The organism is Sulfuricella sp. (genome assembly GCA_041651995.1).
Lineage (GTDB): Bacteria > Pseudomonadota > Gammaproteobacteria > Burkholderiales > Sulfuricellaceae > Sulfurimicrobium.
In genome coordinates this window covers 1-17,482 of record JBAZID010000003.1, presented here as the reverse complement: position 1 = coordinate 17,482, position 17,482 = coordinate 1, and the positions used below count along the sequence as shown (strand labels likewise).

The 17,482-nt window shown below is 58.4% G+C and carries 20 protein-coding genes; 10 read left to right on the top strand and 10 right to left on the bottom strand.

What is annotated here, in order from left to right; translation table 11 throughout:
* Positions 1 to 14 precede the first annotated feature (14 nt).
* The 7 genes from WC392_06420 to WC392_06390 all read left to right on the top strand — a co-directional run bounded on the left by WC392_06420 (position 15) and on the right by WC392_06390 (position 5,590).
* The gene (locus WC392_06420; GenBank protein MFA5242000.1) at positions 15 to 1,544 is read left to right on the top strand and encodes a hypothetical protein; all 1,530 of its coding nucleotides are present in this window, start codon (positions 15 to 17) and stop codon (positions 1,542 to 1,544) included.
* The gene (locus WC392_06415; protein MFA5241999.1) at positions 1,541 to 2,161 is read left to right on the top strand and encodes a hypothetical protein; all 621 of its coding nucleotides are present in this window, start codon (positions 1,541 to 1,543) and stop codon (positions 2,159 to 2,161) included. Before WC392_06420 ends, WC392_06415 begins: the two co-directional genes overlap by 4 nt.
* Positions 2,158 to 2,685 carry a hypothetical protein gene (locus tag WC392_06410; GenBank protein ID MFA5241998.1) on the top strand — a complete coding sequence of 176 codons (528 nt, stop codon included), beginning with the start codon at positions 2,158 to 2,160 and terminating at the stop codon, positions 2,683 to 2,685. The genes WC392_06415 and WC392_06410 overlap by 4 nt, the downstream gene beginning before the upstream one ends.
* A 9-nt stretch (positions 2,686 to 2,694) precedes the next feature.
* Complete coding sequence (locus tag WC392_06405) at positions 2,695 to 4,020, top strand: hypothetical protein (GenBank protein MFA5241997.1); 1,326 nt, start codon at positions 2,695 to 2,697, stop codon at positions 4,018 to 4,020.
* A 227-nt stretch (positions 4,021 to 4,247) separates the two neighbouring features.
* The gene (locus tag WC392_06400; GenBank protein MFA5241996.1) at positions 4,248 to 4,475 is read left to right on the top strand and encodes a type II toxin-antitoxin system prevent-host-death family antitoxin; all 228 of its coding nucleotides are present in this window, start codon (positions 4,248 to 4,250) and stop codon (positions 4,473 to 4,475) included.
* The gene (locus WC392_06395) at positions 4,475 to 4,861 is read left to right on the top strand and encodes a type II toxin-antitoxin system VapC family toxin (protein ID MFA5241995.1); all 387 of its coding nucleotides are present in this window, start codon (positions 4,475 to 4,477) and stop codon (positions 4,859 to 4,861) included. The genes WC392_06400 and WC392_06395 overlap by 1 nt, the downstream gene beginning before the upstream one ends.
* Before the next feature lie 6 nt (positions 4,862 to 4,867).
* The gene (locus tag WC392_06390) at positions 4,868 to 5,590 is read left to right on the top strand and encodes a prepilin-type N-terminal cleavage/methylation domain-containing protein (protein MFA5241994.1); all 723 of its coding nucleotides are present in this window, start codon (positions 4,868 to 4,870) and stop codon (positions 5,588 to 5,590) included.
* Positions 5,591 to 5,598: 8 nt separating this feature from the next.
* Here the strand turns inward: WC392_06390 and pmbA are convergent, their stop codons facing one another.
* A complete protein-coding gene (gene pmbA, locus WC392_06385) occupies positions 5,599 to 6,939 on the bottom strand; it encodes a metalloprotease PmbA (GenBank protein MFA5241993.1) in 1,341 nt (446 codons plus the stop codon).
* Positions 6,940 to 7,122: 183 nt separating this feature from the next.
* Here pmbA and yjgA point away from each other — a divergent pair, with 183 nt between their 5' ends.
* The gene (gene yjgA, locus WC392_06380; protein ID MFA5241992.1) at positions 7,123 to 7,683 is read left to right on the top strand and encodes a ribosome biogenesis factor YjgA; all 561 of its coding nucleotides are present in this window, start codon (positions 7,123 to 7,125) and stop codon (positions 7,681 to 7,683) included.
* Between the two features lie 2 nt (positions 7,684 to 7,685).
* Positions 7,686 to 8,915, top strand: a complete 1,230-nt coding sequence (argJ, locus tag WC392_06375; protein MFA5241991.1) for a bifunctional glutamate N-acetyltransferase/amino-acid acetyltransferase ArgJ — start codon at positions 7,686 to 7,688, stop codon at positions 8,913 to 8,915.
* A 72-nt stretch (positions 8,916 to 8,987) separates the two neighbouring features.
* On the opposite strand, the gene WC392_06370 is transcribed toward argJ, so the two are convergent.
* The 7 genes from WC392_06370 to WC392_06340 all read right to left on the bottom strand — a co-directional run bounded on the left by WC392_06370 (position 8,988) and on the right by WC392_06340 (position 11,798).
* Positions 8,988 to 9,437: a YaiI/YqxD family protein gene (locus WC392_06370; protein ID MFA5241990.1), complete on the bottom strand. Its 450-nt coding sequence runs from the start codon at positions 9,435 to 9,437 to the stop codon at positions 8,988 to 8,990.
* 30 nt (positions 9,438 to 9,467) lie between these two features.
* Positions 9,468 to 9,866, bottom strand: a complete 399-nt coding sequence (locus tag WC392_06365; protein ID MFA5241989.1) for a VOC family protein — start codon at positions 9,864 to 9,866, stop codon at positions 9,468 to 9,470.
* 43 nt (positions 9,867 to 9,909) lie between these two features.
* Positions 9,910 to 10,287: a hypothetical protein gene (locus tag WC392_06360; GenBank protein MFA5241988.1), complete on the bottom strand. Its 378-nt coding sequence runs from the start codon at positions 10,285 to 10,287 to the stop codon at positions 9,910 to 9,912.
* Positions 10,288 to 10,366: 79 nt separating this feature from the next.
* On the bottom strand, positions 10,367 to 10,795 hold the full coding sequence (locus WC392_06355; protein ID MFA5241987.1) for a pyrimidine dimer DNA glycosylase/endonuclease V: 429 nt from the start codon (positions 10,793 to 10,795) through the stop codon (positions 10,367 to 10,369).
* 25 nt (positions 10,796 to 10,820) lie between these two features.
* Positions 10,821 to 11,141 carry a hypothetical protein gene (locus tag WC392_06350; GenBank protein ID MFA5241986.1) on the bottom strand — a complete coding sequence of 107 codons (321 nt, stop codon included), beginning with the start codon at positions 11,139 to 11,141 and terminating at the stop codon, positions 10,821 to 10,823.
* On the bottom strand, positions 11,113 to 11,403 hold the full coding sequence (locus tag WC392_06345) for a BrnT family toxin (GenBank protein ID MFA5241985.1): 291 nt from the start codon (positions 11,401 to 11,403) through the stop codon (positions 11,113 to 11,115). Before WC392_06345 ends, WC392_06350 begins: the two co-directional genes overlap by 29 nt.
* A 62-nt stretch (positions 11,404 to 11,465) precedes the next feature.
* A complete protein-coding gene (locus WC392_06340; protein MFA5241984.1) occupies positions 11,466 to 11,798 on the bottom strand; it encodes a hypothetical protein in 333 nt (110 codons plus the stop codon).
* A 754-nt stretch (positions 11,799 to 12,552) separates the two neighbouring features.
* Here WC392_06340 and WC392_06335 point away from each other — a divergent pair.
* Entirely contained in the window at positions 12,553 to 15,060 is a 2,508-nt protein-coding gene (locus tag WC392_06335) for a DUF6600 domain-containing protein (protein MFA5241983.1), read from the top strand.
* A gap of 254 nt (positions 15,061 to 15,314) precedes the next feature.
* Here WC392_06335 and WC392_06330 read toward each other — a convergent pair whose 3' ends face one another.
* Both WC392_06330 and WC392_06325 read right to left on the bottom strand, forming a co-directional pair.
* Complete coding sequence (locus tag WC392_06330; protein ID MFA5241982.1) at positions 15,315 to 16,346, bottom strand: alpha/beta hydrolase; 1,032 nt, start codon at positions 16,344 to 16,346, stop codon at positions 15,315 to 15,317.
* A gap of 27 nt (positions 16,347 to 16,373) precedes the next feature.
* Positions 16,374 to 17,144 carry an arylamine N-acetyltransferase gene (locus WC392_06325; GenBank protein MFA5241981.1) on the bottom strand — a complete coding sequence of 257 codons (771 nt, stop codon included), beginning with the start codon at positions 17,142 to 17,144 and terminating at the stop codon, positions 16,374 to 16,376.
* Between the last annotated feature and the right edge of the window lie 338 nt (positions 17,145 to 17,482).

Below are 17,482 nucleotides of genomic sequence, written 5' to 3'. Positions count from 1 at the left end.
ACGGGTTCGGTGAGATGAGCGCAAAAATCATTGTCTGCGTGACCTCTCAAGGTGCCATCGGCGCTCTGTTCGAGCATGGCAAGCTGGGCCCGTGCCGGAAATTCGCTGCCACTGAAGCGGGTCAGCGGGAGTTCGGTGATCTGCTGCACTCGTATCCGGCTGCCCCGGTCTATCTGATGGTCGACTCGGTTGAGGAAGATTATCACGTTGAAGTGCTTCCTCACGTCTCCGGCTCTGCCCGCAATGAGTTGCTCCAGCGCAAGCTGAAACAGCTTTATCGCAATACGCCTTATTACACGGCCTGGATACAGGGGCGTGATTCGGGCAAGCGGCGTGACGACCGCTATCTGTTTGCGGCGCTGACCAATAGCGACATGCTGCGTCCCTGGCTGGATGTGCTGCAACTGCACCAGGCGCCGCTGGCGGGTATTTTCCTGCTGCCCATGGTGAGCCAGGAATTGCTTGCCCTGCTCAAGCTGTCGCAGCCGGATGTCCTGCTGGTGAGCCGGCACCACGAAGGTTTGCGCCAGAGCTACTTTCAGGGCGGGCAATTGAAGGCCAGCCGTCTTGCCGTGGTGGGTACGGAAAATGCCGCCGCCTCCCTGGTAGCGGAAATAGGTAAAACCCGGCTCTATCTCAACAGCCTGCGTCTGGCTGCGCGGGAATCGCGGCTGGCCGTGTTGCTGCTGGATTCCGATGATTCCATGGAAGAAGTTCAGCAGCGCCTGCAGGCTGATCCATCATTTGCTTGCCAGCGTTTGACGCGGCAAGATTTGCATTCCCGCCTCAAAAGCATCCCGTCGGGGAGCTGCCCTTACACCACGCATATGACCGTGCTTGGCCTGCGCCAACCGGCCTGCAACCTGGCGCCGGCCAGTTCGACGCGCAGCCATTGGCTCCACCAGCAACGGCGCGCGCTGTATGGGGCGAGCGCCGTGGCGGCGGCAGTGTCCTTGATGTGGGCCGGCGCGAACCTCTTCCAGCAGTATCAACTCGATGGCGAGGCACGCCAGCTTGCAGGCCAGACACAAGACCAGCTGGCGCGTTATGTCGAAGTGACCAAAACCTTTCCCCTGTCTCCGGCATCGGCGGACAATCTCGAGAAAGCGGTGCAGCTGGCTGATCATCTGAAACAGGATAACCGCACGCCGGAACGCATGATGCGGGTGGTAAGCCGGGCGCTGGAAACCAGCCCGGAGATCGTATTGACGCGTTTGAACTGGAAATACGGCGTACCCGGAGAGAGCGCAGACAAGGCGCAATCTGTGGCGCCAGCGGCGGCGGGTGGCAGCTGGCAGGAGTGGGGGATGGTTGAGGCGGAAGTCCGGCCGTTTCATGGCGATTACCGCGCCGCGATGGCCGGTATCAACCGTTTTGCAGACAAGCTGATGCAGGATCCCGACCTCGCCAGCGCCAGCGTGATCCAGATGCCGCTCAACGTGCATTCAGCCTCGGCACTGAGCGGCAATACCCTGGACACGGCCAGCACGGATAGCGTGCGCGCCGAATTCAAGCTGAAACTGGTGTTAAAGGCGCGACCATGAAACTGACCGTTGCCGACTGGCATTTTCTGCGCGCCCCCTTGCTGGCCTTGCTGGCAACCCTGCTGCTGGGCGCAGCGCTGGTGTTTTTTACTTACCAGCAGTTCAAACAATCCACGGTTGCATTGAAACAGCAGCAGGGCGCCCTGCAAGAGGCACGCAACCGCCTGCACAAATCGGGTGATGAAAAAGACCGGATCCTGCGCTACCGTGCTGCCTTTCTCTCCTTGCAACAGCATGGCTTGATCGGTGAAGAGCAGCGCATCAACTGGGTGGATGCCCTGCGCGCCGCGAGCCTGCAACTGAAAATGTTCGGCGTGAACTACCAGATCGAGGCGCAGCAGGCCTACCAGTCCCCAGCCGTCACGGATGCCGGGCCATACCGTCTGCGCCAGTCGGTGATGAAAATCAATATGGGCCTGCTGCATGAAGAAGATCTGCCGCGCTTCATGACGGCTCTGGCAGACTTGCAGGCGGGCTTCTTCATCATCAGGGAATGCGATATGCAGCGCCAGGGTTCGGCAAGGAACGAGGCTACCGGAGTGCAGCCGCACCTCAACGCCGACTGCAGCCTCGCCTGGCTGAGCATGAGCGAAGGCAAGGGGGAGGAGCGGCCATGAAGCGCCTTTCTGCCTTGCTGGCTTTGGGAATATGGGCGCTGGCTCCCGCTCCTGGATATGCGGACGAAGCCCTGGGGCGGCTCTTCTACACGCCAGAACAGCGCGCCCGGATGGATGTGGCGCGCCAGCATGAGCGCAGCGTCAGGATCGATGAAGAGGAAAGCACGCCCCAGTCCGCCAATATCCTGCTCAACGGGGTCATCACCCGCAGCGATGGCAAATCCACGCTATGGATCAATAACCGCCTCCAGAACGAGGCCTCCCCGCCCGCCGTCGTGGGCAAGGGGGGAGAGGTCAGGGTTGTCACGCCAGGCGCAAAACAGTCCGTCCCGCTCAAGGTCGGGCAAAGCATCGACATGAACAGCGGACAGGTGGAGGAAGTCTACCGTCGACCACCACTTGCTCCCGCAAAAGAAATTCCGCCTTCCGCAACCCCTCCCGGCGCTGCAAAGCCACCCGTTTCCCCCGGCCGCCAGGATGACCTGCCCGCCGATGCTCCGGGCGAGTCCCCCCCGCTGCGCTAGGACAGGATCATGCCTGTCCGCCAGAAATACCGTTTTTCGTCATCCCGCCGCCAGCACGGCGCGGTGTTGATGCTGCTCTTGCTGCTGGTCAGCGTGGGGGCGCTGGCGGTGTTTGTGAGCAGGCTGAATAGTGCGGCCCAGCAGCAGGAACAGGACCGGGTTACCAGTGAGGCGCTGGCGAAAGCAAAAGAGGCGCTGATTGGCTTTGCTGCTGGCATGGATATAAGCACCACCGGACGGCCAGGCGATCTTCCCTGCCCAGACATCAACAACGACGGCATTGCAGAAACAGGTTGCGGCAACGCATCCGGCAGTACCGGACAAAGCCTGCGACTGGGACGTCTGCCCTGGAAAAGCCTGGGCCTGCCCGACCTGCGGGACGGTTATGGCGAAAGATTATGGTATGCGGTTTCCAATAACTTCAAGAAAAATATACGCACCGCCACTCTCAACAGCGACACGCCTGGCACAATCACCGTCCGCGATTCCACGGGTACTGTCGTCAATGATGGGGGCAATTTTACCGCCGCCATTGCGCTAATCATCTCCCCAGGCCGCGTACTCACCCGTCAGGATGGTGTAAGCCAGATCCGCGATGCAGCCAGTGCCAACAACCCCGTTAATTACTTGGACATCGGCAATGGCGAGGATAACGCCGTGTTTGTGGATGGCGGTACTGATGGATTTATCAGCGGGGACGTGCGTGATGCCAATAACCTGATCGTGAATGACCGGGTTCTGGCTGTTACCTACGACAAGCTGATGCCTATACTGGAGCAGCGCGTAGCGCGCGAGGCGTTCAATTGTCTCAAGGATTACGCTTCAGACCCACTCAACCTGGGGCGCCTTCCCTGGGCAGCAGATATGCTGGCTTCAGCGGGTGGTAACTATTCCGATATGACGAATACTCGCTTCGGTCGCTTGCCCGACACTTTCGTCAACACCGTTGCAGATAGTAGTGGAAGTAATCCGATGAAGAATGGTTGGACAGCCTCGTGCAATCTCAATTTGGGGTCGTGGTGGAACAACTGGCGCGAAATGGTTTTCTATGCTGTCGCCGACGCATATAAACCCAGCCCCTTGCCACCCCTTCCTTCCTGTGGCACTTGTTTGACCGTCAACCCGCCCTCTGCCGCAGCCGACAAGCAGTTCGCGGTGTTTATGGCGAGAAAGCGGCTTCCCGCTATCCCAGGGGGACAGCCGCGCACTTCCAGCGCCGAAAAGGGCTCTATCGCCAACTACCTGGAAGGTCAGAACTCCACAACGCTTGACGATGTATTTGAACGAAACTCGATAACCTCATCATTCAACGATGCCACCCTATTCGCGCCATAATTTCTGCATTATGGGAAGAAACTTTATGAATAAGCAGAAGTAGGGTGGAAACGCTGCGCTTTTTCCACCCTACATGAATTTTTTGTTCTGTATGCAACTCCTGTGGCTACCGCTTCAAAAAGAGACCGGCTGTTTTTCATGAAGTGAAGCAAAGAGCATGGAGATTTGTCATGCAACTTGCCGTGCATAGTATGGTCAGATAAGATGGTCACTTCTAGGGGGTCAACATGAGCCAATTCAATATCGCGGAAGCAAAATCCCATTTCTCAGAACTGGTGAAAAAAGCCTTGCTTGGCGAGGAGGTGGTGATCGCCAAGGATAACAAGCCGATTCTGAAACTGGTTCCGGTAAAAGCGGCAGGCAAGGATCGGATGCCAGGGACAGCGCTAGGCAAGATTGTGCATATTGCCCCTGATTTTGACCAGACACCGGAAGACTTTCAGGGATATGTTTAATGCGCCTGTTGCTTGATACCCACGTTTTTCTGTGGTGGATCAACAACGCGCCGGAGTTGTCGGCCAAGTCTCGGTCCGTGATTGGCAAGGGGCAGAACGAGTGTTTCCTGAGCGTTGCAAGTTGCTGGGAAATGGCAATCAAGTCGAGCACGGGCAAGCTGGGATTGTCGCAACCTCTGGAACGCTTCATCCCGGAGCAGCTTGCCGCCAATGGTTTCCGCCTGCTTGAAATTGATTTTCGCCATGTGGCGAAGGTCGAGACCCTGCCTTTTCATCATCGTGACCCTTTTGACCGGCTGATCGTGGCGCAGGCAATGAGCGAGAAGATGCCCATCGTTTCAGCCGATGCGGCTTTGTCCGAATATGGCATCAAGCGAATCTGGTGAATTCTGGTGAATCAATACATTGACCGTGAGACTGGCTTCTCCCTGATCGAACTGGCGATCGTGCTGGTTGTGGTGGCCTTGCTCCTGGGCGGTTTGCTGGTGCCGCTGACCATGCAAATCGAACAGCAGAAAATCAGGGAAACACAGAAGGCTCTGGAAGAAGCCAAGGAGGCGCTGATCGGTTATGCCGCCAGCCAGAATCCACCGCACCTTCCCTGTCCGGACAAGACTGGCGGCAGCGGCGCAGGAATTGCCAACGATGGCCTGGAAGATTTTGATGCTGCCACAGGCTCATGCTCATGGCCTGAAGGCAATATCCCCTGGGCCACGCTCGGGGTGGCGGAAGTGGATGGGTGGGGTAACCGGATTCACTACAGAGTTGAGGCCGCTTTCTCCAACCGTTCGCCATTGGTAACCTTCTCGCTGGCCTTGACCGGTAACTTGCGCGTCTGCCAAACAGCCGCCTGCACGACGATTGTTGCCAACACTTTGCCTGCGGTTGTCCTTTCCTATGGGAAAAATGGCTTCGGCGCCATCAACACTGCCGGCAACGTCAACCTTGCTCCCACGAGTGTCGACGAGCTTGCGAACACAGATTTAACCGCGGATTTTGTCAGCCGCACCCAATCCCCACAAGGAAGCCTCGCTGGAGAATTCGACGACATCGTGACCTGGCTTTCCCCTAATATCCTGTTCAACCGCATGGTGGCGGCAGGAAAATTGCCTTAAGGGGCTTATTACTCCCCCGCCACCGTCATCTGCCCCACCAGTATCGAGCCGCACTGTCTTGCGCCGCGCACCAGCACGTCGTTGCCCACGGCCACGATGTTGCGGAACATGTCCTTGAGGTTGCCGGCGATGGTAATTTCTTCCACCGGGTACTGGATTTTTCCGCCTTCCACCCAGAAACCCGCCGCGCCGCGCGAATAGTCGCCGGTGACGGGGTTCACGCCCTGCCCGAGCAGTTCGGTGACCAGCAGCCCGCGATCCATGGTTTTCAGCAGGGCGGCGAAGTCCTGGCCGGTGTCCGCCAGGATCAGGTTGTGGCTGCCGCCGGCGTTGCCGGTGCTGGTCATGCCCAGCTTGCGCGCCGAGTAGCTGGAGAGGAAATAGCCCTGCACCACGCCGTCCCTGACCACGTCGCGGCTTCTGGTGGCGACGCCTTCATTGTCGAAGGGGCTGCTGGCGAGCCCTTTTTTCAGGTGGGGCAGTTCCTGCAACTGGATGATGGGGGTGAAGATTTCCTTGCCCAGGCTGTCGAGCAGGAATGAGGATTTGCGGTACAGGCTGCCGCCGCTGACCGCGCCGACAAAGCTGCCGAGCAGGCTGGAGGCCAGAGAGGCCTCGAACAGCACCGGCACCTGCATGGTCTTGAGCTTGCGCGCGTCGAGGCGGCGCACGGTGCGCTCGCCCGCCATGCGTCCCACGGCGGCGGTATTGTCGAGATCAGCGGCGGCGCGCGCGGTGGTGTACCAGTAGTCGCGCTGCATGCCGTGATCCGATTCCGCCACCACTGCACAGCTGATGCCCTGGCGCGTGGTGGGGTAGCCGCCGATGAAGCCGAGGCTGTTGGCGTACACGAACAGGGATTCGTGGGTGGAAACCGAGGCGCCTTCCGAATTGTTGATGCGCGGGTCCACGCCCAATGCTGCCGCTTCGCACTCCTGCGCCAGCAAAATGGCCTGTTCCACCGGCAATGCCCAGGGGTGGTAAAGGTCAAGTTCGGGGATTTCCTTTGCCAGCAGGGCTTCGTCGGCCAGCCCGGCAAAGTCATCGCTGGCGGTGTGCCTGGCAATGCTGCAGGCTGCCTTGACGGTGTCGCGGATGGCGTCCGGCGACAGGTCTGAGGTGCTGGCATGTCCGCGCCTCTGGCCGAAGTAAACGCTCACGCCGAGGCCCTTGTCGCGGTTGTATTCGATGGTCTCCACTTCGTTGTGGCGCACCGTGACGTTCTGGCCGAAACTCTGCGAGACTTCCGCTTCGCAGGCGCTGGCGCCAGCTTTTTTGGCCTGATTCAGGATGTCCTGGGAAATTTGCTGGAGGGTGTCGAACGAATGGCTAAAGCGGGAATCCTGCACGGTGACCTCGGGGATATGGTTTGCGACGGCGGTACTCTTCAACTCCTAACCCCCCTCGATCCCCTCTTGTCAGGGGGGAGGGCTGCGTGATCCTCCCCTGACAAGGGGAGGATGGGAGGGGTTGAAGGGGTTAAAAGGCTGAAATGCGGTTATGATAACAACTTTAATCAGCGAAGCGAAACCATGCAGGACAGCGATCAGCCGGAACAGGAAGAAATCAGCAGGTCCCAGCGCAAGCGCGATGTGGAAGCCCTGCAGGAGATCGGCGAAAGACTGGTGACGCTGAACGCTTCCCAGCTCGGCCAGCTCGGTCTCCCCGACAACCTGCGCGAGGCGGTGAAGGAGGCCAAGCGCCTGACCGCCAACGGCGCGATCCGCCGCCAGAAGCAATACATCGGCAAGCTCATGCGTAACGTCGATCCTGAGCAGATTCAGGCAAAATTTGCGGAATGGGACGGCAAAAGCCGCGAACAGGCCGCCAAGTTTCATCAGCTGGAGCGCTGGCGCGACCGGCTGCTGGCTGACGACAAGGTCATCAGCGAGTTGGTGCTGGCCCATCCCCGCGCCGACGTGCAGCGCCTGCGCACCCTGATCCGCAATGCGCACAAGGAAGAGGCTGCCGCCAGGCCGCCCAAGAGCAGTCGTGAGCTGTTCAAGGAACTGCGCCTGCTGATGCTTGCGGAAGCCGCGCCGGTTCAGGACGCAGACAGCGAAGACCAAGACTATTCTCATCAGGAAGATTGACCATGCCCGTGAATCTAGCGCCGCTTCAGGCGGACCAACTGTTGCCCGTGCAGGGCGTTTCCCTCGGCATCGCCGAAGCCGGCATCAAGAAAGCCAATCGCCGGGATCTTCTGGTCATGCGACTGGGAGACAAGGCCCGCGTGGCCGGGGTGTTCACCCTGAACCGCTTCTGCGCCGCGCCGGTGACGCTGTGCCGGCAGCATTTGAGTGGCGGCAAGGCCATCCGCGCGCTGGTGGTGAATACCGGCAACGCCAACGCCGGCACCGGCGATGAAGGCATGCAGCGCGCCCGCCAGACCTGCGCTGAAGTGGCGCGCCTGCTGGCTTGCGGAGAAGATCAGGTGCTGCCCTTTTCCACCGGCGTGATCCTGGAACCGCTGCCGGTGGACAAGATCATCGCCGGGCTGCCCGCCGCCGTGGCGAACCTGAAGGAGGCCAACTGGTTCGACGCCGCCCACGCCATCATGACCACCGACATCCAGCCCAAGGCCCTGTCGAGGCAGATCGTCCTGGGCGGCAAGACGGTGACCATCACCGGCATCGCCAAGGGCTCCGGCATGATTCACCCCAACATGGCCACCATGCTGGGCTACGTCGCCACCGACGCGTCCGTCAGCCAGACGCTGCTGGAAGGGCTGGTGAAACATGCCGCCGACCAGTCATTCAACTGCATCACGGTGGACGGCGACACCTCCACCAACGACTCCTTTATCCTCATCGCCAGCGGCGAGGCAGGCACGCCGGAAATCACTGACGCCGCGAGCGCCGAATACGCCGCCCTGCGCGATGCCGTCGCCGAAGTGTCGCAGGTGCTGGCCCAGGCCATCGTGCGGGACGGCGAGGGCGCGACCAAGTTCATGACCATTGCCGTGGAAGGCGGCGCCAGCGCAGCCGAATGCCGCCAGGTGGCTTACGCCATCGCCCATTCGCCGCTGGTGAAAACTGCCTTCTTCGCTTCAGACCCGAACCTGGGGCGGATTCTTGCCGCGATTGGTTACGCGGGCATTGCTGATCTGGACGTGGATAAAATCAGGCTCTACCTGGGCGACGTGCTGGTGGCGGAGAACGGCGGACGCGCATCAAGCTACCAGGAACAGGACGGCCAGCGCATCATGAAGGCGCCGGAGATCACCGTGCGCGTCCAGCTCGGGCGCGGTGCCGCCGCCGCCACGGTATGGACCTGCGATTTTTCCTACGACTACGTGAAGATCAACGCCGAATACCGCAGCTGATGTCATTGCGAGCGCAGCGAAGCAATCTGGATTTAAAGCGGGATTGCTTCGCTGTGCTCGCAATGACCGGGCTTAGGTGGCGTGCTTCGCCAGGAATTTGTCCAGCTGGCTGGCAAATGCCATCCGGTCGCTCTGGCTGAAGCTGGCCGGGCCGCCGGTTTCCACCCCGCTGTTTCGCAACTGTTCCATGAAATTGCGCATGCTCAGATGCTCGCGGATATTGTCCGGGGTATAGAACTCGCCCCGCGGATTCAGCGCGTGCCCTCCGCGCGCAATCACTCCCGCTACGAGCGGGATGTCCGCAGTGATGACCAGATCCCCCGCCTCGATTTGCTGGACGATCTGATCATCGGCCACGTCGAAACCGGCCGGCACCTGGATTGCCCGGATATGGCGTGAAGGCGGCGTGCGGATCAGCTGGTTGGCAACCAGCGTGAGCGAAACCTGCGCCCGTTCCGCGGCGCGGAACAGGATTTCCTTGATAACGTTGGGGCAGGCGTCGGCATCGACCCAGATCTGCATGGAATGGGTCCGGCTTAGGGATTTTGGGTGCTATACATGGGGGAAATCCGGGTTGTGGGCTACTTCCCAGAGAAACCCGTCGAGGTCGGTGAAATAGCCCGAGTAGCCGCCCCAGCCGGTAGGCTGCCCGGGTTTGACCACTTTTGCGCCATGGTTGGCGACATGCGCAAGCAGGGCGTCAACTTCCGCCGGGGAGCGTACGTTGTGCGCCAGGGAAAAGCCCCGGAACCCCGACCCTTCCGGCGAGAGCCCCGCATCAGCCGCCAGATTCTCGCGCGGCCACAGCGCCAGCCAGGTTTGCCCAAGCTCGAAGAAAGTGATGGATGGGGGTGTCTTGAGCCGTGGCAGGCCCAGGCACTCCTGGTAGAACCGGGTGGCGCTCTCAAGGTCGGCTACGCCAAGCGTAATCAGGCTGATTCTGGGTTCCATTGCTTTCTCCGGAGACTGCTCAGTGGGAATGGCTGTTACACCATCATTCGTCGCGCCATTTTCGATAAACGGACGGGCCAAATATGATCAATAGCGCAACCGTGCCAGCTATGTAAAAAATCAATTTCTCGTCCGGGATGCCAAATAGGTTGATTGGCAAACCAAGCAGGCAGCCAAGTGGATATAGCGCCAAGGCAACGGCCAGCCCGGCAATAATAGCGGCAGACCCTTTCATCTCCCGGATTGTCCTTCTTCGAAGCATGTCAAAGGGCAGGCTTCTGATTTCATCTTTAGAAAGATTTTTATTGTCGTACAGACGGTGCCCGCCATTCTGCCCAAGGGTGAAATGGACAATGATGGCGGGCACGAAAATGGCCACCGCCAGCCAAAACAGAAATGATTCAAGTGTCCAGTCATTCATGAACGTACACCTCGCCTGGTGGCTGCCCAATGGGGGAGATAAGCGGCCGCCTGAGCCCGAAGGGCGGGCGCTTGCTTGCTTATTGACGCTCCCATGACTCTACCTGGCCTGCACGCACCTCAAACATGGGGTGTGGCTCTGGCGTTATCGTTTCATGCCATTTCTGATAGAGCACGGAGTTGCGTGCTTTCAATTTGTTCATCAGGTGGGCCCACTCGTAGTCCAATTGTCCGGACGTAACCACCAGCGTTGCCGGCTCCGCTGCAAGCTGAATCTTGCTCTTGTCAAAAGCATACCCACGCGCCACCGCCTCCGCATAAATGGCTTGTAGATACAGAGACATGGCAGCGAGTGGCGTTGCGTGGTTCTTGAAACGTTCGAGCTGCGGATGGCTGCGGTAGCCGCGCGTTTCTCCACGCAGCACAGCTTTCGCCAGGAGCGCTTCCCGCCAAAGCGCTACAAGACCTTGCGGATCAAGGTATTTCGGATGAAGAGACCAGAGTCGCATGTTCTTAAGGCACCAAACGTAGAAGTCACCGGCGCTGCGCGGTTTTCTCGCGCTGCCGGGTTGGGGTTTGGCCATCAACATAAGCGTCGAGAAGCCGCCGAATCATGCGTTGGTACTGAGTGTGATGCTTTGTAGCCTCCGATTTGAAGAACTCGATACTCTTCTTGCTCAGAGCCAGAGTTACTTTCACGCCTTCTTCGCGAAATGCCAATTCGGCTGGCGAAGGGAGAAAGTCGGGAACCACCTGAACCTTGCCAAGAGGTTCATCGGTGTATTTGATTTTATTTCCGGCTAACGCCTGCTTTGCAGGTATTTCCCTACTCTGAGACTTTTTTTTCGCGCTCATAGATCGCCTTTCCTTTGCGCCAATAACCGGCGCCGATGATTCGAATAACCGAAGCGCGGTAAGTGAACCGCACCGTGAGCACACCGCCATCAACTTCGCCAAAGCAATAGAACCGCTCCTCGGTCTGGCTGTGAGTCTCGTCCTTGGCAATCACGCGCTGCGGGTCCGCAAAGGCGTATTGGGCGCGGGAGAAAGAGACTCCGTGTTTTCCCTGATTCTCGGCGCCCTTATCGGGATCCCAATCAAAGCAAGTTTTTGCCATGGGCGCAGAGTAGCACTAGCCCATACAAAAAGCCATACGGAGATATGGATGCCACAAGCGTGCTAGCTCAGGGACGCGCCGCTTTCGGCGCGTCCCTTGGCGCGGGATGTTAGGCGCTTTATAAGCCAGTAGAGCGATACCAATACAGGTAGCCATAGCAGCAATACGAAGACAAAACCAATTGGAGATGAAAAGAAAATGGCGGAAAGCTGAACAATGAGTAACGGTAAACCTCCGGACAGGGCTTCATCGTGAAAACCCTTTATGGCTCGCAAACCAGGTGGCCACGAGACTCTGGCGATGTCTTTCCATTTCTCGTAACGTTTTAGAACCTCAATAGGGACAGCGCCAGAAAGCTGTTTGTCAGCGCGACGGTGTTCTTCGATTTCCCACATGCCGCATTACCAACATACCATTTATGGCATGTCAAGTGCACCCTGACCCCGTGGGTGTGGGTGTGCGGAATCGAATATTGCGCTATGTGCGATGGCGAACGGAACGAGCCTGTTATTCGGCGTATTTTTATGATATTGCCTGCAATTCCCGCAGCCGCAATACCGGCACGCCTCGAAGGGGACGGTGAATATTCCGGCCATCCACTTGGTGTAGCTTTGCAACCAGCGTTTTCGATGTTCGTTCTCTGGCAGGGGGGCGATCAAACCATCAGCAAGAGCGGGGATGAGCATCGTATTCAGGGCGCTTAACCAGGAGAATAAAATGTATAGAATGTTAATTCTCGCGCCACTTATGGCGCTTCTGCTCACCGCGTGCGTAGTGGTACCCGATCGCCACGGCCCTGGATTGGTTGTGGCACCAGCACTGCCGCTGATTGTGGAATTAGGCGTAGAGCCGTATTACTATCATGGCGGTTATCACTATTACTACAACAATGACAGCTGGAGCTACTCAAATTCGAGATCTGGTCCCTGGATGGATCTCCCTAGGAGTCACTACCCTAGAGAGATCAGGCGAAGAGGCGGTGCTGATGACAGGGGCAGAGGCCAAGGTCGTGACCGCCGTGAGCGGGATTAACCTAAGGATGTGCTGATTAACCCCCTCTCGCCAGCCCTCCCCCATCAAGGGAGAGGGGCGTTGGACTTGTTCAGCGCTTCCCTAAAACTTACCCTTCCGGTCTAAAAGGAACACACCATGTTGAATCCATTGCGCTTTCTTGCCCTTACGGGCGTGCTGCTGTTCTCGCTGTTTACAGCCTCGGCCGCAAGCGCAGCCTATGCTGATCCACCAGGTCGTGTGGCCCATCTGAGCCATGCCCAGGGTGAGGTGAGCTATTCGCCGGCGGGCGAGGACGAGTGGCTTGACGTGGTGCGCAATCGTCCACTGATCCGTGGCGATCGGCTCTGGACCGATCGCGATGCCCGTGCGGAGTTTCAAGTGGGCAGCGCAGCCATCCGGCTCGACTCGAATACCAGCGTTGAGATCCTTAACCTGAGCGATCGTATCGCGCAGCTTCAATTGACGGAGGGCACGCTTAACCTGCGCGTGCGGCGCATGTATCCCGGGCAGATATTTGAGGTGGCTACGCCTACGCTGGCGTTCACCATCAACCGTGCTGGACGCTATCGCATCGACGTCAACCCGCGCAACGCTGTAACCACCATCGTCGTGTGGGAAGGTGCCGGCGAGGCCTACGGCGAAAACTCCAGCTTCCCGCTACGAGCAGGCGATACGGTGCGTTTCTACGACTCTGATTTACGCGATTACGAGATGTACGGTCTGCCGCGTGAGGACGCTTTCGATCGCTACAGTCGTGAACGCGACCAGCGTCTGGACCGCTCTGCATCTCTGCGCTACCTCGACGACGACGTGGTGGGCTACGCCGAACTGGATGAGTATGGTAGCTGGCGCCCGGTGCGCAACTACGGCACCGTGTGGTTCCCCAGCCGGGTCAACGCTGATTGGGCGCCCTACCGGGACGGTCATTGGGTTTGGCAGGAACCGTGGGGCTGGACCTGGGTGGACGACGCGCCCTGGGGCTTCGCACCCTCGCACTACGGTCGTTGGGTGAACATATCCAATCGCTGGGGCTGGGTTCCAGGGCCGCGCAATGTTCGCCCCGTCTACGCACCCGCGTTGGTCGCCTTCGTCGGTGGCAGCGGCTGGAGCGTGTCGATCTCGCTCGGAGGGGGTTCGCCGATCGGCTGGTTTCCGCTTGGACCGCGCGAAGTCTACGTGCCGTCTTATCAGGCCAGCCGCGACTATTTCAAACGGGTCAATGTGACCAATACGGTGATCAACAACACGACCATCACCAACGTCTATAAAAACTACTCCAGTGGCACGATCAATGTCGAGCATACGCGCTATGCCAATCGTACGGTTGCAAGCGCCGTCACGGCGGTCCCCAGCAGCGTGTTCGTGAATGCGCAGCCGGTGCGGCCGGCGGCGATCCGCCTCGACCGCAAAGCGTTCACGACCGGCGAGATCACGCGTGTCGCTCCGATTGCACCGAGCGTGCGCAGCGTGATCGGCACGGGCAAGGACGCCGGAGCGCGCCCAGAGCGTGAAGCGTTCAAGCGCCAGGTTTTCGTACGCAATGCGCCACCGCCCGGCGAGCGTCCGTTTGCCGCGCGTGAACAGCAGTTGCAGAAAAATCCCGGACGGGCACCGGAGCCCAGCGCCGTCAAACCCTTACCGGGTCGCGCCGACGACACCGCACAGAAGGTACGCGTGACCGGTGAACAGCGCGGCGCAGTAGATGCTCGGGCAGCAGGATCCCGCCGCGATGGCGACAAGCCCGGCACACCCGCTAAGCTGCAACCGCTGGATCGCTCAGTCGAACCCGCGAAGGAATTTGGTCCTGGTCCGGGCGACCGCGGTCGGGACAAAGAGCCAAAAGGTCAGGGCGATGCGCAACAGCAGGAGCAGAAAGCCGCCGAGCAACAGAAGGTTGAGCGTCAACGCCAGGTCGAGACGCAGCAGCAGGAACAACGTCAGCGCAAGGCCGACAGCGAGCAGAAAGCCGCCGAGCAGCAACAACAGGCCGAGCGTCAACGCCAGGTCGAGACTCAGCAGCAGGAACAACGTCAGCGCAAGGCCGACAGCGAGCAGAAAGCCGCCGAGCAGCAACAACAGGCCGAGCGTCAACGCCAGGTCGAGACGCAGCAGCAGGAACAACGTCAGCGCAAGGCAGACAGCGAGCAGAAAGCCGCCGAGCAACAGAAGGTTGAACGTCAACGCCAGGTCGAGACGCAGCAGCAGGAACAACGTCAGCGCAAGGCCGACAGCGAGCAGAAGGCCGCGGAGCAACAGAAGGTTGAGCGTCAACGCCAGGTCGAGACGCAGCAGCAGGAACAACGTCAGCGCAAGGCCGACAGCGAGCAGAAAGCCGCCGAGCAACAGAAGGTTGAACGTCAACGCCAGGTCGAGACCCAGCAGCAAGAACAGCGTCAGCGCAAGGCCGACACCGAGCAGAAGGCTGCGGAGCAACAGAAGGTTGAGCGTCAACGCCAGGTCGAGACGCAGCAGCAGGAACAACGTCAGCGCAAGGCCGACAGCGAGCAGCAGTCCGCCAAGCAAAAACAGGCCGAGTGTGAGCGCCAGGCAATACAGCAACATCAGGACGTGAGTCAGTGCCGGAGCGAGGCTCAGCCGCAGGAAAACACCAATAGTCCGAACAGGGGCAAGAGCCGCAAATGAACGACGTCCTGGCGTCGGAAATCGAGCGCATGCCGTGCTGAGAGCTCGCGTAGGATGGGTGGAGCACGGCGAAATCCATCATCACGTTTCCCCATGGATCCAGCGCCGAGTCCGCCATGGTGTTGCTGCCTGGTACCGGTTCCAGTTTCCGGTTTGTCATTGGTTGATGGGTTTCGCTATGCCCCACCCATCCTACGCGGGCTTGTCCGGCAACCGGTTCGGATCGAGGCTCGCTTCGCGATCACGACCCAACCTTAATCGTTATGCGTCGGTTGTAGCAGACGGCTCAACGCTGCAAAAAACTCACTGCGATGAGAAATGCCATTGCCGTACAAGCGGTGATCCGCACCCGGATAGACGTGGATAGTGAGGTTGCTCTTACCGGCATTTTTGAATTGCGATGCCAGAAAACGCGCAGACTCAACGGGCACACTTTCGTCTTGCTCGCCAATGCCGACAACGACGGGAATATTCAACTTGAGAAAGTCAGGGAGGGGTTCAATGTCCATGACATCTGACCACCAGCGATAGGGGTTGCCATACCAATCCTTTTCGATGCTGCGAGGATCAGCGGCGATCTTCTCCCAGCCAGAGCCGACATCGAACCAAACGGCACCCCTCTGCTTGAGTGTGGCGAGCGATTTGCGCATTGGGTAACCGCCGCTGCCGATGATTGCAAGGTGGGTAACTGCGGGGAGTAGCCCGGCGATTTTGGCTGCGGGCAATGCCCCTTCCGAGACGCCAACCAAGACGACATTTCTGGGCTTGGGCGTAATGGAGCTTATTTGCGCGGCGATGAATTCCGAATAGTCGGCTACCCACCGATCAGGATTGTTTGCGAGATGGAATTCTTGGCCGCAGTCAAATAGGCCGGTGGAACGGTCAGGCACAAATCGTTTGTTGAGAACGAAAACACGGGCGGCGACCGTAAAGCCGCTAACGTAACCAGGCATGACGGATTTCCAGCTGGGGCAGCCTGTTCCGCCGTAGAAAAAGACTGCGGTATCCGGCTGTGGCGCATCTCCGACGGAGAATGCGTAATAGACGCTGGAGCCCCCGTTCTTGTATTGGAACGTCAGCGGCGGAGGCGCTTCGCTGCTGTACATGTGCGCCGTGCGCTCAAGCGTGGTGCAACCTGGCATGGCAAAAGCAAGCGACAAAATAAGGAGGAAGAGGCGCATAGGTTCAGTGATTGTGAGACGCATAACGTCTGAGTTCAGGGGGGGGCACTGCGCGGCTTTATCGCGCAGCGTCCAGCGACCAAAGGGAGCGAGGTTGAGCGCCATGTTGAACTTATGGTGCGTTGCGTAACTTCAGACATTTAGCATAAGCCCGAACTTGTTGGACAAGATGGACGCGCGATCTTCTGGGGCGATGGTTTGATTTTCCACTCTCCCATTTGCTACAGTTTTTAGCATATCGCCGAAGAGAATTTTTCTTCCAGTCCGGTCGTGCAAGACAATTAGTAGCTTTTGCACAAAAACCGCATCCGGGTGCGTTGAATTGAGGTAATTGGCTGGCACAAAATCAATCCAATCTTGTGGAGATAGATCGAACGCATACTGATTTGCCCATTCGCCGTCAACAAGCGCTTTCAACAAATACTCGCGGTCATTTGCCTTGCTCAGCAAGAATGTATCAAAATCTTGTTTTACTTCAACATCAATCAAATTCAGCCGCATGGGTGCTCTGATGCCATAACTGCCAAAGCCCAAATCACACAACCATTCCTCGCCATTCACTCTCAGCACAATTGCCATATGCGTTTTCGGTCTTTTGACCGGATAGAACATAGGCCGAGCTGCCACGAACTGGTAAGGGATGCCAAGCGCCTGAAGTGCCATGGCAAAGAGACCGTTGACCTCGTAACAGTACCCGCCACGATTGCGGTAGAGGATTTTTTCAACGATTTCCTCTGGAACCAATGAAACGACTTTGCCTGCCTGAACATCAAGATTCTCGAATGGCACCGTGAACAACTGGCATCTCATCATTTCAGTTACGGTGGCAATATCCGCCTTTGCCTCGTAGCGAAAGCCAATTCTGTTGAGATAGCTTTGAAGTGCGAAATTATCAGCGTTCATATGAGGAAGCCTTGATGTAATCAGTTATTGTCGAAAAATTCTAACATTAAGTAGCCACCCAAAAAGATGCTTTACAAAGCGTCAAACCAGGCGATATGGCCCGCCCACGACGAATAAAATCATTTAAAATCATTCTGTTCAGGTTTTTTAGGACCGCCTAAAACGTCCGATGCTACCGTCTTGTCGGCTTCCCCGCGCTTGTTGGATCAGGCGCAAAGGCGTATTGGGCGCGGGAGAAAGAGACTCCGTGTTTTCCCTGATTCTCGGCGCCCTTATCGGGATCCCAATCAAAGCAAGTTTTTGCCATGGGCGCAGAGTAGCACTAGCCCATACAAAAA